The sequence below is a fragment of the Haemophilus parainfluenzae genome (genome assembly GCF_014931415.1).
GTDB lineage: Bacteria > Pseudomonadota > Gammaproteobacteria > Enterobacterales > Pasteurellaceae > Haemophilus_D > Haemophilus_D parainfluenzae_AF.
The window spans coordinates 687,027-709,052 of the sequence record NZ_CP063121.1 but is presented as its reverse complement, the minus strand read 5'-3'; the positions used below and the strand labels follow the sequence as shown (position 1 = coordinate 709,052).

Annotated in this window: 20 protein-coding genes; 6 read left to right on the top strand and 14 right to left on the bottom strand. The window is 40.6% G+C overall.

Features of this window, described 5'->3' with window-relative positions:
* Positions 1 to 68: 68 nt before the first annotated feature.
* Complete coding sequence (locus INP93_RS03495) at positions 69 to 452, bottom strand: hypothetical protein (protein WP_197545151.1); 384 nt, start codon at positions 450 to 452, stop codon at positions 69 to 71.
* A gap of 102 nt (positions 453 to 554) precedes the next feature.
* Positions 555 to 2,867: a Tex family protein gene (locus INP93_RS03490; protein ID WP_197545150.1), complete on the bottom strand. Its 2,313-nt coding sequence runs from the start codon at positions 2,865 to 2,867 to the stop codon at positions 555 to 557.
* Between the two features lie 105 nt (positions 2,868 to 2,972).
* On the opposite strand from INP93_RS03490, the gene greB reads away from it, so the two are divergent.
* Complete coding sequence (greB, locus tag INP93_RS03485) at positions 2,973 to 3,449, top strand: transcription elongation factor GreB (RefSeq protein ID WP_197545149.1); 477 nt, start codon at positions 2,973 to 2,975, stop codon at positions 3,447 to 3,449.
* Positions 3,450 to 3,512: 63 nt separating this feature from the next.
* Here the strand turns inward: greB and deoD are convergent, their stop codons facing one another.
* The 5 genes from deoD to trpS all read right to left on the bottom strand — a co-directional run bounded on the left by deoD (position 3,513) and on the right by trpS (position 7,883).
* Positions 3,513 to 4,229 carry a purine-nucleoside phosphorylase gene (gene deoD / locus INP93_RS03480; protein WP_197545148.1) on the bottom strand — a complete coding sequence of 239 codons (717 nt, stop codon included), beginning with the start codon at positions 4,227 to 4,229 and terminating at the stop codon, positions 3,513 to 3,515.
* A gap of 128 nt (positions 4,230 to 4,357) precedes the next feature.
* Complete coding sequence (locus INP93_RS03475) at positions 4,358 to 5,605, bottom strand: NupC/NupG family nucleoside CNT transporter (protein ID WP_049362430.1); 1,248 nt, start codon at positions 5,603 to 5,605, stop codon at positions 4,358 to 4,360.
* Between the two features lie 106 nt (positions 5,606 to 5,711).
* Positions 5,712 to 6,500, bottom strand: coding sequence for a 4Fe-4S cluster-binding domain-containing protein (locus tag INP93_RS03470; protein ID WP_197545147.1), 789 nt, complete (start codon positions 6,498 to 6,500; stop codon positions 5,712 to 5,714).
* A 32-nt stretch (positions 6,501 to 6,532) separates the two neighbouring features.
* Positions 6,533 to 6,823 (bottom strand): YfcZ/YiiS family protein, encoded by a 291-nt coding sequence (locus INP93_RS03465; RefSeq protein WP_005697358.1) that lies wholly within the window; start codon positions 6,821 to 6,823, stop codon positions 6,533 to 6,535.
* Between the two features lie 55 nt (positions 6,824 to 6,878).
* Positions 6,879 to 7,883, bottom strand: a complete 1,005-nt coding sequence (gene trpS / locus INP93_RS03460; protein WP_075876143.1) for a tryptophan--tRNA ligase — start codon at positions 7,881 to 7,883, stop codon at positions 6,879 to 6,881.
* A gap of 140 nt (positions 7,884 to 8,023) precedes the next feature.
* On the opposite strand from trpS, the gene hflD reads away from it, so the two are divergent.
* Positions 8,024 to 8,647, top strand: coding sequence for a high frequency lysogenization protein HflD (hflD, locus tag INP93_RS03455; protein ID WP_005694773.1), 624 nt, complete (start codon positions 8,024 to 8,026; stop codon positions 8,645 to 8,647).
* A 16-nt stretch (positions 8,648 to 8,663) separates the two neighbouring features.
* Positions 8,664 to 10,031, top strand: coding sequence for an adenylosuccinate lyase (gene purB, locus INP93_RS03450; protein ID WP_054420333.1), 1,368 nt, complete (start codon positions 8,664 to 8,666; stop codon positions 10,029 to 10,031).
* A 102-nt stretch (positions 10,032 to 10,133) separates the two neighbouring features.
* On the opposite strand, the gene INP93_RS03445 is transcribed toward purB, so the two are convergent.
* Together INP93_RS03445 and INP93_RS03440 are read right to left on the bottom strand one after the other, a co-directional pair.
* Complete coding sequence (locus INP93_RS03445) at positions 10,134 to 10,547, bottom strand: PACE efflux transporter (protein ID WP_197545146.1); 414 nt, start codon at positions 10,545 to 10,547, stop codon at positions 10,134 to 10,136.
* Positions 10,548 to 10,608: 61 nt separating this feature from the next.
* A complete protein-coding gene (locus tag INP93_RS03440) occupies positions 10,609 to 11,664 on the bottom strand; it encodes an extracellular solute-binding protein (protein ID WP_197545145.1) in 1,056 nt (351 codons plus the stop codon).
* Between the two features lie 158 nt (positions 11,665 to 11,822).
* On the opposite strand from INP93_RS03440, the gene INP93_RS03435 reads away from it, so the two are divergent.
* A complete protein-coding gene (locus INP93_RS03435) occupies positions 11,823 to 13,118 on the top strand; it encodes an NAD(P)/FAD-dependent oxidoreductase (protein ID WP_197545144.1) in 1,296 nt (431 codons plus the stop codon).
* A gap of 52 nt (positions 13,119 to 13,170) precedes the next feature.
* Here INP93_RS03435 and asnC read toward each other — a convergent pair whose 3' ends face one another.
* Positions 13,171 to 13,623 carry a transcriptional regulator AsnC gene (asnC, locus tag INP93_RS03430; RefSeq protein ID WP_005694780.1) on the bottom strand — a complete coding sequence of 151 codons (453 nt, stop codon included), beginning with the start codon at positions 13,621 to 13,623 and terminating at the stop codon, positions 13,171 to 13,173.
* A 156-nt stretch (positions 13,624 to 13,779) separates the two neighbouring features.
* On the opposite strand from asnC, the gene asnA reads away from it, so the two are divergent.
* Complete coding sequence (gene asnA, locus INP93_RS03425) at positions 13,780 to 14,772, top strand: aspartate--ammonia ligase (protein ID WP_054420329.1); 993 nt, start codon at positions 13,780 to 13,782, stop codon at positions 14,770 to 14,772.
* A 64-nt stretch (positions 14,773 to 14,836) separates the two neighbouring features.
* On the opposite strand, the gene INP93_RS03420 is transcribed toward asnA, so the two are convergent.
* The 4 genes from INP93_RS03420 to glpA form a co-directional block, all read right to left on the bottom strand.
* Positions 14,837 to 15,928 carry an ElyC/SanA/YdcF family protein gene (locus tag INP93_RS03420; protein ID WP_197545143.1) on the bottom strand — a complete coding sequence of 364 codons (1,092 nt, stop codon included), beginning with the start codon at positions 15,926 to 15,928 and terminating at the stop codon, positions 14,837 to 14,839.
* 70 nt (positions 15,929 to 15,998) lie between these two features.
* Entirely contained in the window at positions 15,999 to 17,276 is a 1,278-nt protein-coding gene (gene glpC / locus INP93_RS03415; RefSeq protein WP_049385118.1) for an anaerobic glycerol-3-phosphate dehydrogenase subunit GlpC, read from the bottom strand.
* A gap of 9 nt (positions 17,277 to 17,285) precedes the next feature.
* Positions 17,286 to 18,575: a glycerol-3-phosphate dehydrogenase subunit GlpB gene (gene glpB, locus INP93_RS03410; protein WP_197545142.1), complete on the bottom strand. Its 1,290-nt coding sequence runs from the start codon at positions 18,573 to 18,575 to the stop codon at positions 17,286 to 17,288.
* Complete coding sequence (gene glpA, locus INP93_RS03405; protein ID WP_032803913.1) at positions 18,565 to 20,256, bottom strand: anaerobic glycerol-3-phosphate dehydrogenase subunit A; 1,692 nt, start codon at positions 20,254 to 20,256, stop codon at positions 18,565 to 18,567. The genes glpB and glpA overlap by 11 nt, the downstream gene beginning before the upstream one ends.
* Positions 20,257 to 20,547: 291 nt before the next feature.
* Between glpA and glpT the strand changes: the two genes are divergently transcribed.
* On the top strand, positions 20,548 to 21,987 hold the full coding sequence (glpT, locus tag INP93_RS03400) for a glycerol-3-phosphate transporter (RefSeq protein ID WP_049365713.1): 1,440 nt from the start codon (positions 20,548 to 20,550) through the stop codon (positions 21,985 to 21,987).
* The last annotated feature ends 39 nt before the right edge of the window (positions 21,988 to 22,026 follow it).

Below are 22,026 nucleotides of genomic sequence, written 5' to 3'. Positions count from 1 at the left end.
GCAGCGCTGAAAATACAAAAGTGCGGTCAAAATTTCTTATGTTTTTGACCGCACTTTTATTTTATCTATTAACTATACTGCTGCCGATACTTCTCTAAATTATCTTGAAAATGCTGAATATAGTACTCGATGTCTTTTTCTCGGTAGCCAAGAATTCGGCCGATTTCACGTTCCACTTTTGGATCAAAACCGTTCACAGTGCTTGCAGGAAGCAGTACTTCCATTTGTTCAGCGAGTGCAAGAGATTGGGGTAAATAGACAATAAAATCGGTTAAGCAAACATCATTTACATGACGTTGCACTGTTTTTGAATGAATAATTCCTAGCTCAAGATAGGGGAGAAAGGCGTCAGGAATACCGAGCTCCTGATTGAATAATGCCACTTGCTTTTCGCCCCTTAACATTAATTCCAGCTCCTTGCCTTCATGCGGCCCAAGAATACCTTTTTCCATAAGAATATTCCTTTCGTTGAAATAAAAAAGGGGATTGGATGATTGACCAGATCCCCTTCATTGTACGCCTATTTGGCCACAATGTTCATCTAAATGACGAAATTATTTTTTCCAATTTTTCAACGCATCGGCAAAGGCATTACCCATTGCACTATTTCCTCTAGGATTACGATCTTGGCGAGGTGCATTACTTCTTGGTTTTGCACTTAAAGTGCGGTCAGATTTACCGTCATTTTTGACCGCACTTTCATCTAATCGCATCGTCAACGCAATACGTTTACGCGGCACATCCACTTCTAAGACTTTCACTTTCACGATATCGCCCGTTTTCACCACTTGATGTGGATCTTCTACGAATTTATCGCTTAATGATGAAATATGTACTAAACCGTCTTGGTGAACACCAATATCCACAAATGCACCGAAGTTAGTCACATTGGTGACAGTACCTTCTAAAATCATACCTGGTTTTAAATCAGTGATTTCTTCCACGCCTTCTGCAAATACAGCAGTTTTAAATTCACCACGCGGATCGCGCCCCGGTTTTTCTAGTTCTTTGAAAATATCTTGAACAGTTGGTAAACCAAATTGCTCATCAATAAATTGTTTTGCATCAAGCTGACGAACCACACCCGCATTGCCCATTAAATCTTGGATAGATTGTGCTGTCGCTTGCAAGATTTTTTCGACCACAGGATAAGCTTCTGGGTGAACACCCGAAGCATCAAGTGGATTTTTCCCGCCTGCAATACGCATAAAGCCTGCACACTGCTCAAAGGCTTTTGGTCCTAAACGCGGCACTTTTTTCAATTCGCTACGGCTTTCAAAACGACCATTTTCATCACGATATTCCACAATGTTTTGCGCTAAGGTTTTCGTCATTCCCGCCACGCGAGCAAGTAACGGTGCTGATGCCGTATTCAAATCCACACCTACTGCGTTTACACAGTCTTCCACCACAGCATCAAGTTTACGCGCTAGCTGGGTTTGGTTTACATCATGTTGATATTGCCCTACACCAATGGCTTTCGGTTCGATTTTCACTAGCTCCGCCAATGGATCTTGTAAACGACGAGCAATAGACACCGCTCCACGTAAAGATACATCTAAATTCGGGAATTCATTTGCGGCAAATTCAGAAGCAGAATAAACGGACGCCCCCGCTTCGCTCACTACAACGGTTTGCGGTTTATTTTCTTTGATTTCTTTAATCACTTCTTTCGCAAAACGTTCAGTTTCACGAGAAGCTGTACCGTTACCAATGGCAATTAATTCTACGTTATGTTTGCGGATCAAGCTGAAAATCACCACTTGCGCTTCGGCTTCACGCCCCGTGTGTGGATAAATGGTGGTGGTATCTAATAATTTACCTGTGTTATCCACCACAGCTACTTTAACACCTGTACGTAAGCCTGGGTCCAAGCCCATAGTGCTTTTCGCGCCAGCTGGTGCGGCCATTAAAAGTGCGGTCAGATTTCTAGCAAAAACATCAATGGCCTCTTCTTCCGCTTTTTCACGTAAACTTGCCATTAATTCCGTTTCTAAATGTAACGAAACTTTAATTTTCCATGTCCACGCAATCACTTGCTCACGCCATTTATCTGCAGGCTGCCCCGTGAAACGGACATCTAAATAATCACGAATAATTTCTTCACAATAACTTTGGCGACTTCCCTCTTCTGCATCAGGATCCGCATTTAAGCTTAATTGTAAAATGCCCTCATTACGCCCACGGAACATGGCTAATGCACGGTGAGAAGGCACATTTTTCAATAATTCTTGGTGGTCGAAATAATCTTGGAATTTTGCGCCTTCCGTTTCCTTGCCTTCGATCACTTTGGATACGATAACGGCATTTTTCGCTAAATAATCACGGACTTTCGCTAATAAGCCCGCATCTTCAGCAAAACGCTCCATTAAAATATAGCGCGCGCCATCAAGTGCGACTTTAGTGTCTGTTACGCCTTTATCGGCATTTACAAATTCAGCTGCAGCCGTTTCAGGATCATTCTTCGGCTCGTTCCACAGTAAATCAGCCAATGGTTCAAGACCGGCTTCAATCGCAATTTGCCCTTTCGTGCGACGTTTTGGTTTATATGGCAAATACAAATCTTCTAATTCGGTTTTACTTTGTGTCGCATGGATTTTATCACGCAATTCATCGGTCAATTTCCCTTGCTCTTCAATAGATTTCAAAATGGTTTGACGACGATCTTCTAATTCACGTAAATAAATTAAACGAGTTTCAAAATGACGAAGTTGGGTGTCATCTAAGCCACCTGTCGCCTCTTTACGATAACGGGCAATAAATGGAATGGTGTTGCCATCATCTAATAATTGAATGGCGGCGAGGATTTGTTGGGGTTGAACGGTTAATTCTGCCGCAATAATTTGGCTAATTTGTTGATTTAACATTGTCATACTTCTTTGTTATTAAAGGATTCGATAAAAACGAGAATAGAATACTGGTTTTAGACAACAGGCTCAAATATAATTCAAAAAAATTCTTTTATTTTTATCATGGCAAAATCAAATTACATTACTCGTCAAGGCTGGCTTGCCCTTGACCAAGAACTTAAATTTTTGTGGAAAGAAGAACGACCAAAAGTTACCCAAGCGGTTTCAGATGCCGCCGCGCTTGGTGACCGCAGTGAAAACGCAGAATATATTTACGGTAAACGCCGTTTACGTGAAATTGATCGCCGTGTGCGTTTCCTTTCCAAACGCTTAGAAGTGTTACAAATCGTGGATTACCACCCGAAACAAGAAGGCAAAGTGTTTTTCGGTGCCTGGGTTGAGCTAGAAGATGAAGAAGGTGAAGTGAAGCAATATCGCCTTGTTGGCTGCGATGAATTCGATCCCGCTAAAAACTGGATTTCCATTGATTCTCCTGTTGCACGCGCTTTAATCGGGAAAAGCATTGATGATGAAATCCATGTGGAAACACCCTCTGGCAAAGTCGTGCTCTATGTGAACCGAATTTGGTATGAAAAATAGCGAAGTAGAAAAACAAAAGAGCGGTCAATTTAACCGCTCTTTTTTATTCTATCAATCGGATAATTATGCTTTATCACCAATTAATACAGACTCTAACGCAATTTCAATCATATCATTGAAGGTTAATTGACGTTCTTCTGCAGTAGTTTGTTCGTGTGTACGAATATGGTCTGAAACGGTACAGATACAAAGTGCTTTTGCACCATATTCTGCTGCTACGCCATAGATACCAGCTGCTTCCATTTCTACGCCTAAGATGCCGTATTTTTCCATCACATCAAACATTTCGAAATCTGGCGTGTAGAATAGGTCTGCAGAGAAAAGATTTCCTACGCGAACTTGCTTACCTTTTTCTTTCGCTGCTTGAACCGCTGCTTGTGCCATATCAAAATCAGCAATTGCAGCAAAATCGTTATCTTTGAAACGGATACGGTTTACTTTTGAATCAGTACATGCACCAAGGCCGATAATAACATCACGTACTTTAACGTCCATACGTACGGCACCACAAGAACCAACACGGATGATTTTTTTCACGCCGTATTCAGTAATTAATTCTTTCGCATAAATTGAGCAAGATGGGATACCCATACCGTGACCCATAACAGAGATACGACGACCTTTATAAGTACCGGTATAACCCAACATATTGCGAACGTTAGTCACTTCTTTCGCATTTTCTAAGAATGTTTCAGCAATATATTTTGCACGAAGCGGATCGCCTGGCATTAATACAACATCTGCAAATGCGCCTTCAGGAGCGTTAATATGTGGAGTCATTATTTTTTCCTCTTGTTGATAAATAAAAAGTCATTTAAGCAAACGTTTTCGCTTGCTTTAAAGTACAACACCACGAATGATTCGTGGTGTTGAGAGATAAAGTGCGGTCAAAATTCACCACATTTTAATTACATTGCTACGCCGCTTAACTCGATGAATAAACCTGCGATAGTCGCACTCATTAAGTTAGCTAATGTACCCGCTACAACTGCTTTTAAACCTAAGCGAGCCACATCACCACGACGATTTGGTGCCATACCACCGATACCGCCGATTAAGATTGCGATAGAGCTGAAGTTAGCAAAACCACATAATGCGAAAGTAATGATGGCTTTAGTTTTTTCACTTAATACAACTGCTGTATCTGGTTGTAAGTATTTCGCGAACTCTAAGTAACCCACGAATTCGTTAACAGCTAATTTCATACCAATCATTTGACCGGCGATGGCAGATTCATCCCAAGATACACCGATTAAGTAAGCTAATGGTTTGAAGATCCAACCAAAGATTGATTGTAATGTTAAATCACCGTAACCGAACCAGCCGCCTACGCCACCTAAGATACCGTTAATTAAAGCGATTAAACCCACGAATGCGATTAACATCGCACCTACGTTTAACGCTAATTGCATACCTGCACTCGCACCACCTGCCATGGCTTCAAGCACGTTGGTTGGTTTTTCGCTATCATCCGTTTCAGGTTGTTTATCGTTAAATTGTTCAGTTTGTGGGAATAAAATTTTCGCAAATAATAAACCTGCTGGTGCAGCCATGAAAGATGCTGCGATTAAGTAAGTCAATGGTACGCCCATTCCTGCATAACCTGCCATTACTGAACCCGCGATAGAAGCTGTACCACCCGCCATAATAGCGAACAATTCAGATTGGGTCATATTTTTAATGTAAGGGCGAACCACTAAAGGTGCTTCAGTTTGACCAACGAAGATATTCGCGGCTGCAGACATTGATTCTGCTTTAGATGTACCTAACGCAGCTTGCAATGCACCACCAATCACTTTGATGACCACTTGCATGATGCCTAAATAGTAAAGCACAGAAATTAAACCAGAGAAAAAGACGATGATTGGTAACACTTTCACCGCAAAGATAAAGCCGGCATTTGAAGGATCTGCTAAGCCACCAAAGACGAAGTTAATCCCTTCATTACCATAAGCGATAACATTTGATACACCATTTGCTGTCGCTTGTAATGCATCGCGGCCAAACGGCACATACAAAATAAGGGCCGCAAATCCGATTTGGATCGCCAAAGCCCCTAATACAGTACGTAAATTAATCGCCTTACGATTATTTGAAAATAATACGGCAATGATCAGTAATACGACAATGCCTAAAACGCTACCTAAAATACCCATTTTTTTCCCCTAGGTTGGTTAGATAAGTAAGTGAATAAAATTGTCCTATTCTACTTGTTTTTCGGTAAAAAGTCGGAATATTTTTACTCCTTTTTGTCATGTTTGCTTATAAAATGGTCACAATTTTGGTCAGACCACAAGATTTCGCATAGTTTTCAAGTGCTTGGGTCTGTTCAACAGTTGGGACATAAGGGGTGAGTCCTTCGGCGTCTCGTGCACCTTTTGTGTGCATTCGGATAATTTTGAATAACACATCCGGATAGTCTTTCAATAAGGCAGCGACCTTTTCCACCAACTTTTCTGCATCAAAAAAATTCGCCACATAAACTAACCGCACTTCTTCCACTTTATTTAATGGTAATAATTGCGCCAAGTTCTTCAAATTGCGATCTAAGTTTTCTTGCTTGATATGCTGGTGAGTAGGGATGATGTTTTGAGGGACGATGCCTTGGCGATTTTGTCTATCAAAGCACAAACTCTGTAAACCTAGTCCTTCTCCTTTCAAATCAAAGAGAAATTTGTCTGTGACATCAATTAAAGGACGAATTGCGTCAAATTCAAAGAAACCACTGCTATCTAAATAGCAAGTTAGCCCTTCCTCACGTAGTTTTTGAAACAATGGAACGAGCTTTTTATGATGAATGGTGGGTTCACCGCCAGAAACGGTTACGCCACGAATGAAAGGTACTGCATCCATTACTTGCTCATACAAATACTGCAGGCTGACTTGATGAGCGCCTTCTGCATAACGAGGAATAGTTTCTGGATTATGGCAATAAAGGCAGTTTAACTTACAACCTTGTAAGAAAATACTGGTACGATTCCCCTGCCCTTCTACATTAGAAAAAGGAATAATACGATGCAGGGGAACATAAATATCAGAAAGTGCGGTCACAAAAAACGCTATTTTCTAAAGTAAGTTATCACTTACACAAGCTTCATTTGGAAAATCACTAATTCCGCTTGGCAGCAGAATGTGAAAACCGCTTTAAGTACATATCCCTCTTCAACCTGTTGAATTTCAGATTGAATTTGACAAGGTTCACTTTCTACATCACGCGCTTTTAATGTGAAATATTCCAATGCGCCTTCTGCATCTTGACGAGTCGCGTAAAACTGTTCGATAGGTAAACTACAATCACTGTTATCAAACAATGATTTCATATCGAAAGTATTACAGCCTACGCATTCAATTGGTTTTTCAGTTTGAATGGCCATCTTTTTCTCCTTATCTAAAAAAGCCGTGATATAACACGGCTTATTAAGTTTAAAATTATTTTGCTGCAACAAAGCCGACGGCTTCGTACACTTTGGCAAGGGTTTCTTTTGCTCTTGCACGGGCCTTTTCTGCACCTTGACGTAAAATCTCGTCTAAAAGTGCTTCATCGTTACGATATTGATAGAAACGTTCTTGTAAACCCGCAAGTAAGTTTGACACTTCGTCAGCCACCGCTGTTTTTAAGTGGCCGTACATTTTGCCTTCAAATTCTTTTTCAAGGTCTGCCACAGATTTATCCGTCACTGCAGAAAGGATATCTAATAAGTTAGACACACCCGCTTTGTTTTTCACGTCATAACGTACAACAGGTGGTTCATCAGAGTCTGTTACCGCACGTTTGATTTTTTTTGCCACCGATTTTGGATCTTCAAGCAAGGTCACCACGTTATTACGGTTATCATCTGATTTAGACATTTTTTTATCAGGATCTTGCAAAGACATAATACGCGCACCGGCTTTGCCTAAGAAGATTTCAGGAATTGTGAAAATATCACCGTAAAGCGCATTGAAACGAGCAGCAATATCACGGGTAATTTCTAAATGTTGTTTTTGGTCATCCCCTACCGGCACGCTTTTCGCTTGGTAAAGTAAGATATCTGCAGCCATTAAAACCGGATAATCAAATAAACCCACGTTAATATTTTCGGCATAACGTGCTGATTTATCTTTAAATTGAGTCATACGGCTCATTTCACCAAAATAGGTGTAGCAGTTTAACACCCAGCTTAGTTGAGTATGCTCTGGTACATGAGATTGCACGAAGATTGTGCTTTTATTCGGATCAATGCCACAAGCCAAGTAAAGGGCGAGCACATCAAGAGTCGCCTTACGAAGCGCCGCAGGATCTTGACGTACAGTGATGGCATGTAAATCCACCACACAGAAAATACACTCATAATCTTCTTGCATTTTTACCCAGTTGCGAAGTGCGCCTAAATAATTCCCGATAGTTAATTCGCCGGAAGGCTGCACGCCACTGAATACAATTGGTTTTGTCATTGGTCATCCTTTTATTCTGTAAAATGAATTGGCGCTATGATAACAAAAGATAGGGCGTTTTTTAATGATTGAGTTCAAAACAATGTGTAAAAATGCTATATTACGCCCAAAATTTCTGCAGCTTACAATCTATAATCCCAATGAAAAATTATAATGATATGGCTCTGGCACTTGCCGGTGTTTGTCAATCTGTCTTATTAATCAGTCAATTAGCTCAAAAAGGCGAAGTTGATAACCAAGATGCATTCCAAACGACCATTCATTCTCTTCTCATTACTCAACCTGAAGATACATTAGCCGTATTTGGCGGTGATGTTCAACATCTTAAAGTGGGATTAAACACGCTTATCGAGCAACTCACCCAATTAAACGATAAAAATTTATTAAATTATTGGGGTAGCTTGTTAGCGTTAGAGAGCAAATTAAACAAACAACCTGAAATCAAACAAGAACTTGGCCGCCGTATTGCTCGTTTACCGGAACAACTTGCTTATCACGACAATCAATTTGATGATGAGATGTTTTCTATCATGGCAAACATTTATGTCGATACGATTAGCCCTTTAGGCAAACGCATCCACATTATTGGTTCGGCATATCATTTGCAGCAACAAAGCGTGCAAGACAAAATTCGTGCGTGTTTACTTGCCGGCATTCGTTCTGCCGTTTTGTGGCGTCAAGTCGGCGGCAGCAAATGGCAACTGTTATTTCATCGTAAAAAATTAGTGCAAGCGGCACGACAACTCTACTTAACTTTAAATTAATCCTTGGAGAACTCTTATGCAACTTTCCGCATTAACCGCTCTTTCCCCGATTGACGGTCGTTATCAAGATAAAGCCACTGCATTGCGTGGTATTTTCAGTGAATTTGGCTTACTCAAATTCCGTGTCACCGTGGAAGTACGTTGGTTACAAAAATTGGCGGCGACCGCTGAAATCCAAGAAGTTTCTTCTTTGTCAAAAGAAGCAAACGATTACCTTAATAAAATTGTGGAAGAATTCAGTCTTCAAGATGCTGAACGTATTAAAGAAATTGAGCGTACCACGAATCATGACGTCAAAGCGGTTGAGTATTTCTTAAAAGAAAAAAGCGAAGCTTTACCAGAATTAGCCAAAGTTTCTGAATTTATCCACTTTGCTTGTACCTCGGAAGATATTAACAACCTTTCTCATGCCTTAATGTTAAAAACGGCGCGTGAAGAAGTAATCTTACCGGAATGGCAAAAACTGATTGATGAAATCACCCGTCTAGCGAACGAATACAAAACCATCCCATTACTTTCTCGTACACACGGCCAACCTGCCTCACCTAGTACTGTAGGTAAAGAAATGGCGAACGTGGTTTACCGTTTAAAACGCCAATTCAAACAACTCCAACAAAATGAAATCTTAGGTAAAATCAACGGTGCAGTAGGTAACTACAATGCGCACTTATCAGCTTATCCAAATATTAACTGGCACAAATTTAGCGAAGAGTTTGTCACTTCATTGGGTTTAGACTGGAACCCATACACTACTCAAATTGAGCCACATGATTACATTGCTGAATACTTTGATGCCGTGGTACGTTTTAATACCATCATCATCGACTTCGACCGTGACTTATGGGGTTACATTGCGTTAAATCACTTTAAACAGCGCACTATTGCGGGTGAAATTGGTTCATCCACCATGCCGCATAAAGTAAATCCTATCGACTTCGAAAACTCAGAAGGTAACTTAGGTTTAGCCAATGCGGTGATGACTCACCTAGGTCAAAAATTACCGATTTCTCGTTGGCAACGTGACTTAACCGACTCCACTGTATTACGTAATTTAGGTGTGGGTTTAGGTTATTGCTTAATTGCGTATGCCGCAACGCGTAAAGGTATCAGCAAATTAGAAGTGAACGAACAACATCTCCGTGATGAACTCAACCAAAACTGGGAAGTTTTAGCTGAGCCAATTCAAACGGTGATGCGTCGCTATGGTATTGAAAAACCATACGAAAAATTAAAAGAACTGACTCGTGGTAAACGCGTTGATGAAAAAGCAATGCGTGAATTCATCGAAAAACTGGATATCCCAGCCGATGAAAAAGCCCGTTTACAACAACTCACTCCTGCCACCTACATTGGTGCAGCCATTGAGTTAGTGGAAAAACTTTAAGAAATAAAAGGGTGTTTCATAGTGCCCTTAAAAAATCAAAGTGCGGTCAAAAACCCCAGAGATTTTGACCGCACTTTTTTATTTCTTCTCTTACCTATTGCATTATTCACGCTTAATAAACAGCAATCGTGCGTGATCATACACCCAATTAAAAATAAAGGTATAAATGGTGATCACCACCGTTAAACTGAAATCCATCATACAAGCCGTGATCCAATCCACTTTTAAAAAGTAAGCAATGATCGGCACGGTGAAAATAAGCAAACCGCCCTCAAATGAAATGGCATGTAAAGTACGAAATATGACGCCTCGCTTTTCTCGCGGCCCCGTAAAAACTTTATCAAGAAAATAATTAAAAACGAGGTTCCATAGCATGGCAGTTAAGGAAACCAGTACCATGGACCCAAAAAGAATAGAAACACTTTCTTCTGTAAAGAAATACAAAGCGAAAACAGAAAGCAACACAACCGTGGTTTCAAATAAGATTGCGTGAAAAAGTCGCTCAAGAAAACTCATTTGTCATCCTTTACAAAGCAAAAGTGCGGTCAAATTCACCGCACTTTTCATCAATATTTGATTAATTGGTTTTTAATTTATTCCAATATTTTTCGTAAATGTCCACTGCTTCACCCACATCGCCTTGCATAATGCCTTTTTCAATGTTTTCAGCAGATGGGAACAAGGTTGGGTTATTCGCCATTTCAGGTGAAAGTAACGCTTTCACGCCTTCATTTGGCATTGAGAAGCCCATTTTTTCAACCACTAATTTCGCATTTTCAGGACGAAGTAAGAAGTCGATAAATTTATAAGCGCCCTCTGTATTTTTCGCACCTTTTGGAATCGCGTAGTTATCCATCCAGAAAATCGCGCCTTCTTTTGGATACACAAATTGGATACTTGGATTTTCTTTGTGTGCTAAATAAGCCGAACCATTCCATAACATACCGATAGAAGCTTCACCTTGAACAAACGGCACTTCTGGCGAGTCAGAGTTAAAAGTCACCACATTTGGTAACAATTTCACTAAGCGCTCGTAAGCCGCTTTAATGTCTTCTTCATTCGTGGTATTTGGTGATTTTCCATCTAAAAGTAATGCAATATGGAACACTTCTCGCGCATCACTGGTTAATAATACTTTACCTTTATATTCTGGATTCCAGAAATCAGCCCAACTCGTAATTTTGCTTGGATCAATATCATCTGCATTCACACCGATACCGGTTAAGCCATAAACGTAAGGCAGAGAATATTTGTTATTTGGGTCAAATTCCTTGTTTAATAAATTTGCTGGAATTTGTTTAAAATTACTTAATTTGCTGTGCTCAAGCTCTTGTAACATGCCTTCTTTCGCCATTTTGTTGACGTAATAGCTTGATGGGAAAACTAAATCATAACCACTACCTGTACTAGAGGTCAGCTTCAATTTAGCATACATTTCTTCATTACTTTCAAATGTCGAATAAATCACTTCAATGCCCGTTTCTTTGGTAAATTCCGCAACCAAATTAGATGGCACATAGTCAGTCCAGTTATAAACATAAAGTTTTTCAGCAGCAAATGCCGCAGAGGTTGCGACGAATGCGACGGCAGAAAGACAAAGTGATTTAATGTATTGAACAGCATTTTTTTTCAATTTATTGACCTCCTCAGGACAATCAAAATAAACCTTAAGCAATCGTTTACTTATGTAAACCTAGGGAGTATAGCACCTTTTTTGTAAAAGGTTTGACATATTTTCCCATCAGGGTAAGATTTCGCTTATCTCTGTTTTATGTTAATCAATCATCAACTATGCTCGAATTTGCTCATCAAGAACACGTCAAATCTTATTACCTCGATAGTCGGAATCAAACCTTTGAACTGCCGCCTCTCTCTCAGCAAGAAGAAGCGGATGTTTGTGTCATCGGTGCGGGTTTCTTTGGCTTATCTGCTGCCCTTGAATTAGCAGAAAAAGGCAAAAAAGTGATTGTTCTAGAAGGCGCGCGAGTCGGATTTGGTGCATCTGGTAGAAGTGGCGGTCAAGCCATCAACGGTTTTGAAGAAGGCATTGATGAATATATTGCTCAAGTAGGCTTTGATAAAGCGAAAAAACTTTGGGATATGTCACTCGAAGCCATTGATATTATTGATGAACGCATTGCGAAATATGGCATTCAATGTGATTGGAAAAAAGGCTATGCCACATTGGCGTTAAATGAACGTCGTATGGACGATCTCATTGAAATGGAAAAAGCTAGCCACGCGACTTTTGGCTATGACAAAATGCAACTTTGGGATAAAGCCAAACTGAAACAACATCTAGGCAGTGATATTTATGTAGGCGGTTTATACGATAGCAATTCTGGCCACCTACACCCATTAAATTATTGCTTAGGTTTAGCAAAAGCCTGCTTGGATTTAGGTGTACAGATTTACGAACAATCGCCCGTTGTGGATTTAGTGGAAAAATCAGGTTGTATTGAAGTCAAAACCGATAAAAGTGCGGTCATTTCTCAAGATGTTATTTTAGCCACCAACGCTTATATTGATGCGCTACCAAAATCCATTCATCACGGCATTAATCGTAAAATTTTGCCAGTAGAAAGCTTTATTATTGCAACCGAACCCTTAGATCAAGCTACAGCTGATTCCGTGATCAATAATGGTATGTCTGTTTGTGATAACAATATTTTGCTCGATTACTATCGTTTGAGTGCAGATAACCGTCTATTATTCGGCAGTGACTCGAGTTCTGAAAAAGATATGGTGCAAATTATGCGTCGCAATATGTTGCATGTCTTCCCTCAATTGGAAAACGTCAAAATTGACTATGGCTGGGCAGGACCGATTGATATGACACTCAACGCTACCCCACATTTCGGGCGTATCTCACCGCACATTTATTTCGCACAAGGCTATTCTGGACACGGCGTCGCACTCACTGGACTTGCTGGACGTATTATCGCAGAAGCAATTTTAGGTAATGACGAACGTTTGAGAATTTTTGAAGGGTTGAAAGTGCCTTCGTTTTACGGTGGAAAATCCCTCAAAAACTTAGCCACCAAGATCGGCGTACTCTATTACAAATTCCTCGATCGTTATCGTTAATCAAAAAAATCAAAGGCGTGTATCAAACACGCCTTTATTGTTTCGATGACATTTAAGGTTTAATGTCTCGCAAAATTGGATTTTGCATGGAAATCAAGGTTTCTGTTGATTGAATCTCATCAATTAACTGGATCTTAGTCGCCAGCACGGAATGCAATTCAGCAATGGTGTGTGTCATTACTTTAATAAAAATCGAATAGTTACCCGTGGTATAATAGGCTTCCACCACTTCATCAAAGGTCTCTAGCTTTTTAATCACTTTTTCGTAATCTTTTGCGCTTTTCAAAATAATGCCAATAAAGCAGCACACATCATAACCCAGTTTACGCTCATCAATAATCGCTTTTGTGCCTTCAATCAGACCAGACTGACGCATTTTCTCTACGCGAACATGAATCGTACCTGGGCTCACGCCAAAGTTTTTGGCCATCTCTGCATAAGGTGTACGCGCATCTTTAGTCAGCACACGGAGAATTTGGCGATCAAGTGTATCGATATTGTTCATAAAACACTCCTTATTAGATCTTTTTCAAAATATCTTCTTTATTTTTGATAATATTCAACATTTAAAACAATGTAAAGAAATTACTTGAAATAATTTGTCATTTCATTGAATAATGCGCAACAAATCTTACCAGTTATTACAAAAAGAAGGATAAATATGAAAAAGACGTTTATTTTACAACAACAAGAAATTAGCTTTGTGAAGAACACCTTTACTCAAAACTTGATTGAACAACTTGGCATTATCGAAGTACAGGGTCCAATCCTTAGTGAAGTTGGTAACGGTATGCAAGATAACTTATCAGGCATTGAGAAAGCGGTTCAAGTAAACGTGAAATGTATCCCAAATGCGGTTTATGAAGTGGTTCACTCATTAGCTAAATGGAAACGCCATACTCTCGCTCGTTTCCACTTCAAAGAAGGGGAAGGCTTATTTGTTCATATGAAAGCATTACGTCCAGATGAAGATTCATTGGATCAAACTCACTCTGTTTATGTGGACCAATGGGACTGGGAAAAAGTGATTCCTGAAGGTCGCCGTAACTTTGCTTATTTAAAAGAAACGGTACGTTCTATTTACCGTGCAATCCGCTTAACTGAATTAGCCGTAGAAGCGCGCTTTGACATTCCATCAAGCTTACCGAAAGAAATCACCTTCGTTCACAGTGAAGATTTAGTGAAACGCTACCCGGATTTAAGCAGTAAAGAACGTGAAAACGCCATTTGTAAAGAATATGGCGCGGTCTTCTTAGTCGGTATCGGTGGCAAATTGTCAGACGGTAAACCACATGATGGCCGTGCACCAGACTACGATGACTGGACAACAGAATCTGAAAACGGCTACAAAGGTTTAAACGGCGATATTTTGGTGTGGAACGCTGAGTTAGGTAAAGCGTTTGAGCTTTCTTCAATGGGTATTCGTGTGGATGAATCAGCATTACGTTTACAAGTTGGTTTAACCGGTGATGAAGATCGCTTAAAAATGGATTGGCACCAAGATTTATTAAACGGCAAATTACCTCTCACCATCGGTGGTGGTATCGGTCAATCTCGTATGGCAATGCTTTTACTTCACAAAAAACACATTGGTGAAGTGCAATCAAGCGTATGGCCGAAAGAAATGTTAGAACAATATCAACATATTCTTTAATCGAAAGAGAAAATAAAAAGTGCGGTGAAATTTCACCGCACTTTTGTTTTTTTGGAAAGATTAATTAATCTTGTAATGGACCGCTATTAAACATTGGCAACCCCATGGTTTTTAAGCTGTCACGATAAATACCCAGCAAGTCTTTCTCCGTAATTTTTTGTAACTGATCTAACGGTTTATCTAATGCGGCGACCGTTTCAATCACAAGGCCTTGTGGACCGGATTCTTGCGTCGCAATTTCAAATAACGCTTGTCCACGACGAACATGACTACCCGAGCTAATCAACACAGCATGTTTGATTTTGTGTTTTGCTAAAGAGTAACGAGAGAAAAGCGCATTTTCGACGGTTGAACGTGCATAGTTATCCGAATAAATACGGCTTGCATCAACGCCTTTCTCAATTAACCATTGTTTCATCAAATCACCTTCTGTTTTATTGTTTTGTGGCACACCGCCCGTCACAATAATTAACGCATCTGGATTTTGATTCGCGATTTCCAAGGTTTTTTCTAAGCGTTGCACCAAAATATCATGCATGCTGCCATCTGGATTTAAAGCGTAACCCAATGTAATAATCGCCGATTGCTCTGGTAACTTGGTTTCAAGTTTATCAGTAATTGGCTGACTAGCCGCTTTATCAATAACAGCAAAGACTTTTTCTAATTTGCTTGCACTTTCAGGTGAAAGTTGTTTTAAGCGTTCTAAATGTTTTGTCGCTTCCGCTTGATTGCCTTTAAAACGATTCCATGCCGCCAAGTAAGTGTGGGCTTTCACATCATCTGGCGCCACATCAAGCACTTTTTGGTAAAGCTCAATGGCTTTATCTGTATTACCGTTATAAATATTGGCATTCGCTGCGCCAAACAAAAAATCCACACGATAAGGCTCAAGCTTATACGCTTCCAATAAAAGATCCGCAATACGCTCCATATTAGAAGGAAGTTTCGCCGTAAAACCTGCATTTGACATACGAGCCGGCGAGTTTTGGATTTTCACTGCTTGTTCAAGCAACTCATCCACAACCTGTCTTTGAGTAAGAAGTTGTTGGTAATTTAATTGAGGCTCAAGCACTTTCACTTCTGCCGTGCTGGCAAAGCTGTTGACCGCAAGGGATGAAAGCACAGCAAGTAAGGAAACCTTGAAGATTTTTTGCATAATTAATTCTCCATATTGGATTGAATAACAAAAAGAGCGGTCACTTTTTTATCAGTTTCCGCTCTTTTCACTAAGCTTGATTCATCGACATACACAATAACGTCAATGGATGGATACAAGTCACGTTAGATGACATATCGATCTGCCATTTACAAGTTTGGCATTCAGAGATCACGTAATCAAATCCGCCAGCATTGATGTTATCGAATAAGTTTTTACCGATAGATTGGGAAACCTCGTAGTTTTCTTCTTTGAAACCGTATGTCCCTGCGATACCACAACATTGTGATGGGAGCATCACCACTTCTAAACCTGGAATTTGTTTTAACACTTCCAAGGTGTATGGTGCCCAACCTGCTTTATCCACGTGACATGCGGTGTGATAAGCCACTCGCAATTTCAATGGTTTAAGCGGTAAGGTTTTACCTTCTTTAAAGAGTTGATATAAGAATGGTGTCACCATGTGGATATGCGGACGAACTTTCGCATTATCGATACCTAAAATATGATGATATTCATCACGTAAATTTAAGGCACAACTTGATGCTTCGCTGATCACATCCAAGCCATTTTCATCCACCATTTTACCGATATAATCGGTGTTAAATTGCGCAATTTTTTTCGCGCGTTCTGGGAATTGGTTCACGCTCAATGGCAAGCCACAGCATTTTTCCTTTTCCAATAACACAACACCAATGTCCATGGCATTGAATACTTGAATAAATTCTTTACCCAATTGTGGATTATTGTAGTTCACATAACAACCGTGATAATACGCCACTTTGCGTTCGAATTTTTGTTGGCTTTCCAACATTTTTTTCATATACCAGCTGCGGAACGTACCAAAAGAATATTTTGGTAACGTACGATGACGGCTGATTTTTAACGCTTTTTCCAACACAAATTTTGTCGCTTTCAAGCCTGTAATTGTATTCACAATTGGTGCAAGCGGTGTATTAAGTGAACCCATAATATCGGTATTACTTAAAATCGCATCACGTAATTTTTGCACTGCTGGCTTGTGTTGTTGAGCAAGGTATTTGTTTCTTGCGCGAACGATAATGTCACCAATTTTTACATCGGACGGACAGGCAATTTCACAACGTTTACAGTTAGTACAGTATTTCAATGCTTCATCATAAAGCTCGGCTGATTTTAAGCGTAAACGCTCACCATCCGGGCCTGATTGTTTTGGACCTGGATAGTTTGGATTTTGACGCGAAACCGGACATACTGCAGTACACGCCGTACATTTAATGCAGCTCTCAAAGCTTTCATCAAATGCATGATGATGTTGTGGCGCATTAAGGGATTGTTTTGCATTATCAATTAATTGTTGAATGTTCATAACGCCTCCTTAATGTGTGTTGTGAAGAATTTCATCAGCAACAGCAAGCGCTGTTACCACTGCTACGCCAGAACCACAACCAAGCTCTAGGGCATTGAAACCACCAATCACATTACCCACCGCATATAAATTCGTTAAAAATTGACCGCTCTTTTGTACTTGGCATTGCGCATTAATCGCCACGCCCGCAGATTGGTACGGTTGTGGATTTGAGAAACGGTGATCAGTCCAAGTAAAGCGATCCGTATCGTTAAAACCTTCCACACCGATGATGTCAGAATGGAATACGGGTTCGTAGATTTTATCGAATTCAGAAACTAAACCTTTACTGAAGAAACTGCCAGAAGCTAAGACAAAATGCTCTGCCGTGATTTCTTCCTCTTCGTGCAAACGCGTTTGAATAGCACGAACTTTGTTGCCATGAAAATGTGCTTTTAATGCGCTATCACCATTCATCATGAGTCCGCCTAATATCTCAAAACGATGACGTAATTGAATACGTTGACGCATACCTAATAAAGACGGCGGTAAAGTTGGCAATTCAAATAATGGCAAGCCCGTTGCTTTACGAAGTGACTCCATAAACTCTTGATTTTCTAAACCGAAACAAGCTGGTAAGAAAATTGCTTCAGTGCCTTTCGCAGCTTCTTTCATTTCAGCCACAAGATCATCAAATTTCAGTTTATATTCTAAAACTTGAGCAATGTTTACACTGCGGAACTCACGAGAGTTTGCACGTAACTGATCTAATTCTGGAATATTTAAAAAGCCTGTTTTTACTTCACAATGTGCAAATTGTGGATTGAGCGTAAGGTTATCTGCCAATAATTCTGGTTGGAAATCGTGATAGCCTTCAATGCCTAAAACCGCAATTTTTTTATAAGGGAATGGGGTTTCGCCTTGCACGGTTGGCACGCTATTTGGTGAAAGCCATGCGCCACGTAAACTCCCTAAACCGGTAACGCGAAGATGATTTTCTTCACTTGAGCCAACTAAATCTAAATTCAACGATTCCGCTAACTTTTCGAAATCTTGCGCTTTCGCTAATACGCGTTCAGCACCCATAATGCTATAAGGGTGTTGTGGTAATTGAGCTGCAAGTGCGGTCAAATTTTCAGGAATATTTTTAACAAACGCACCGTTTGGTAAACGGCTTAATAAATCTAATGAGCCAGATGCAAAATCAATCGCCGCTTGGCCGTTATTGATAATGACACAACGTTTGCCTTGTTCTTGTAGGGCGATGCCGCAAGTTAAACCTGCAAGGCCGCCACCAATAATCACTACATCAAAATTCATTGTTATCCGTCCCTTGCTGTTTGTCCGTTTCAAGCGGTTGAACATCATTTAAGCCCAACACACTGCCATACATCCATGAAGTAAATTCTGCTTCACGAATCGCTTCACCCCATGCAATAGGCTCAATACCGCGCCAACGCTCTTCCATAAAGGAGGTTAATTGTGTGGTTGATTGACGAGGTGTTGCCACTTCAAAACGGTTCATTAAGCCCGCCGCACGGCATGCGCAAAGCTCAGCTTGGCAAGTTCCCATACCCACACGAGTGCGGCGACGTAAATCCACTAAGTTATTCACATTTAATTCATCAACGGCATAACGGACTTCACCCGCTGTCACGGCTTCACATTCGCACACCATTGAACGATCGAGACGTTCTTTATCTAATAAACGAGTTGCCCGTGAACCATGACGATACACGGCTGAATAACGAATCGTACTTGGAAGTGAAATGACTTTCTGATTGGTTTCTGCGCGGCTTTCGGTTGAACCCGGCAATGGACGCTCAGCAGTCGTACAACGTGCGGTTTTGTTGAGTTTTTTACAAACCAGATCCGTTGCCCATTCAGCCATTAAGCGATAAGTCATTAATTTACCGCCAGTGATAGTGATAAAGCCATCTAAGCCATCACGCTCTGCGTGGTCAAGCAACACGATACCGCGACTTACGTTACGACCTGATGGATCGTCATCAGACGCGACTAACGGACGCACACCGGCATAAGCACGTAATACACGAGTATGACGCAAGCTTGGTGCAAGTTTTTCCCCTTCACGGAATAAGATATCCACTTCTTCTGGGGTGACTTCCATGTTATCGATTTGATCGTAAGGAATACGGCTAGAGGTTGTACCGATAACACAAATGGTATCCCCTGGCACAAGAATGTCCGCATCCGCAGGTTTACGGCAACGGTTAATCACCATTTTGTTGATACGGTGCCCCATAACAAGTAATGCACCTTTTGCCGGGAACATTTTGATTTTGAGATCCGCATATTCTGCGATGCCTTGTCCCCAAATACCACCGGCATTGACGACTAATGGCGCAAAGAATTTACGATTTACGCGATTTTTGTGATCGTAAACATCCACACCGATGACTTTGCCACCTTCGCGAATTAAGCTTTTCACTTCACAATAAGTGAACATTTTCGCACCATTTTCGGTGGCATCCATCACGTTAGAAGCCGTTAAACGGAAAGGATCGATTGAACCATCTGGCACCACAACGGCACCCACTAAATCAGGGTTTACTGATGGTTCCATAATTTGGGCAAGTTTAGGATCAATGGCGACAGCTTCAATACCGGATTTGGTACAACTTTCGATGAAGGTTTTTTGATAATCAAGGGAATCTTCAGGTAAGGTGATAAATAAACCTTCTGTTTCATCCACACAGTGACGAGCGATATTGCGCAGAATTTTATTTTCTTTAATACATTCTTCTGCTGATTCTTGATCGTTTACGGCATAACGCGCACCACTATGTAACAAACCGTGGTTACGACCTGTTGCGCCTGTCGCAATATCACGACGCTCTAATAAAATACAGTTAATTCCACGCAATGCACAGTCACGAGCAATCCCCGCACCTGTCGCACCGCCACCAATGATAATCACATCCGTCGAGATAGGTGAAAAATCACCCACATCACGATACATATTAGGCGATAATCCCATTGTTACCCCCAAAGCCAAAATATTAATAAAAAGAAACGTAAAAACTGTTACAAATTCCATGGCTATTGTATGGGAGAGCGGTTAAATTCACAACATTCTGAGCGAAAAAGAAAGCTGTTTTGTGAGATAGATCACACAATTTTCGAATTCGCTCATTTGTTAAAAAATATTTTGTGAAATGCATCACATTTTTGAATTATTTCTCTTTTTAATTTCTATTTTTATTTTATCATGCACGCTATCCCCACCATGGGGGTGGACTCATAATTAAAATGATTTTGGAGAGAAATTATGTTTGGACCATTTAAACCCGCTCCGCATATTGCGGAACTTCCAGCGGAGAAAATTGATTCCACGTATAAACGCTTACGTTGGCAAGTGTTTGCAGGGATCTTCTTTGGTTATGCCGCTTACTATTTTGTACGTGCAAACTTTGACTTGGCACAACCTGGTTTAATTCAAGCCGGCTTGTACTCAAAAGCGGAATTAGGTGTTATCGGCTCAGCTGCCGGTCTTGCCTATGGTTTATCTAAGTTCGTCATGGCAGGTATGTCTGACCGTTCGAACCCTCGTGTATTCTTACCATTTGGTTTATTGCTTTCTGGTCTTTGTATGACCATGATGGGTTTATTCCCATGGGCAACTTCAGGCATTGCCATCATGTGGGTAATGATCTTCTTAAATGGTTGGTTCCAAGGTATGGGTTGGCCTCCATGTGGTCGTACAATGGTACACTGGTGGTCTAAATCAGAACGCGGTACTATCGTATCTATCTGGAATACCGCGCACAACATCGGTGGTATGATGCCGGGTGCAATGGTGCTATTAGCAAGTGCCGTCTTCTTCAGCACTCATGGTGTCGAAGCACAAGCAAAAGATATTTGGCAACAATCCCTCTACTATCCGGGTATTGCTGCAATGATCTGTGCAATTCCAGTTTACTTCGTCATGCGTGATACTCCACAATCTTGTGGTTTACCATCAATTGAAAAATGGCGTAATGACTACCCAGATGACTATAACGAAAAAACTTACGAAAACGATTTAAGCACAAAAGAAATCTTCGTAACTTATGTATTGAAAAACAAATTGTTATGGTACATCGCGATTGCTAACGTATTCGTATACTTAATCCGCTACGGCGTATTAAAATGGTCTCCGGTTTACTTAAGTGAAGTAAAACACTTCAACATCAAAGGTACCGCATGGGCTTACACAATCTATGAATTAGCAGCAGTTCCAGGTACATTATTATGTGGTTGGGTATCAGATAAAGTCTTCAAAGGTAAACGTGGTTTAACCGGTTTCATCTTCATGATCTTAACTACAGCAGCAGTTGTAGCATACTGGATGAACCCAGCTACACCAGAAGCTGAGCTTGCAAACTACTCAGCTTGGTATGAAAACCCATATCAATTAACTGACTTCATCTTAATGACCTTAATCGGTTTCTTAATCTACGGTCCTGTAATGTTAATCGGCTTACACGCTCTTGAGCTTGCACCGAAAAAAGCAGCAGGTACAGCAGCAGGTTTCACCGGTTTATTCGGTTACTTAGGTGGTACTGTATCAGCGTCAGCTGTTATCGGTTGGGCAGCACAACACTACGGCTGGGACGGCGGTTTCTACGTCATGATCGGTGGTGGTGTTTTAGCGGTGTTATTACTCTTCATCGTAATGGTTGAAGAAGGTAAACACAAAGCGAAATTAGGCGATACCTACGGTAAATAATCTATAAATTAAAGGCGACAGGCGAAGGCTTGCCGCCTT

Coding starts and splice junctions, on each gene's coding strand:
- INP93_RS03495 (WP_197545151.1), bottom strand. CDS start 452: ATGGAAAAAGGTATTCTTGGGCCGCATGAAGGCAAGGAGCTGGAATTA.
- INP93_RS03490 (WP_197545150.1), bottom strand. CDS start 2,867: ATGTTAAATCAACAAATTAGCCAAATTATTGCGGCAGAATTAACCGTT.
- greB (WP_197545149.1), top strand. CDS start 2,973: ATGGCAAAATCAAATTACATTACTCGTCAAGGCTGGCTTGCCCTTGAC.
- deoD (WP_197545148.1), bottom strand. CDS start 4,229: ATGACTCCACATATTAACGCTCCTGAAGGCGCATTTGCAGATGTTGTA.
- INP93_RS03475 (WP_049362430.1), bottom strand. CDS start 5,605: ATGGGTATTTTAGGTAGCGTTTTAGGCATTGTCGTATTACTGATCATT.
- INP93_RS03465 (WP_005697358.1), bottom strand. CDS start 6,823: ATGGCCATTCAAACTGAAAAACCAATTGAATGCGTAGGCTGTAATACT.
- trpS (WP_075876143.1), bottom strand. CDS start 7,883: ATGACAAAACCAATTGTATTCAGTGGCGTGCAGCCTTCCGGCGAATTA.
- hflD (WP_005694773.1), top strand. CDS start 8,024: ATGAAAAATTATAATGATATGGCTCTGGCACTTGCCGGTGTTTGTCAA.
- purB (WP_054420333.1), top strand. CDS start 8,664: ATGCAACTTTCCGCATTAACCGCTCTTTCCCCGATTGACGGTCGTTAT.
- INP93_RS03445 (WP_197545146.1), bottom strand. CDS start 10,547: ATGAGTTTTCTTGAGCGACTTTTTCACGCAATCTTATTTGAAACCACG.
- INP93_RS03435 (WP_197545144.1), top strand. CDS start 11,823: ATGCTCGAATTTGCTCATCAAGAACACGTCAAATCTTATTACCTCGAT.
- asnC (WP_005694780.1), bottom strand. CDS start 13,623: ATGAACAATATCGATACACTTGATCGCCAAATTCTCCGTGTGCTGACT.
- asnA (WP_054420329.1), top strand. CDS start 13,780: ATGAAAAAGACGTTTATTTTACAACAACAAGAAATTAGCTTTGTGAAG.
- INP93_RS03420 (WP_197545143.1), bottom strand. CDS start 15,928: ATGCAAAAAATCTTCAAGGTTTCCTTACTTGCTGTGCTTTCATCCCTT.
- glpC (WP_049385118.1), bottom strand. CDS start 17,276: ATGAACATTCAACAATTAATTGATAATGCAAAACAATCCCTTAATGCG.
- glpB (WP_197545142.1), bottom strand. CDS start 18,575: ATGAATTTTGATGTAGTGATTATTGGTGGCGGCCTTGCAGGTTTAACT.
- glpA (WP_032803913.1), bottom strand. CDS start 20,256: ATGGGATTATCGCCTAATATGTATCGTGATGTGGGTGATTTTTCACCT.
- glpT (WP_049365713.1), top strand. CDS start 20,548: ATGTTTGGACCATTTAAACCCGCTCCGCATATTGCGGAACTTCCAGCG.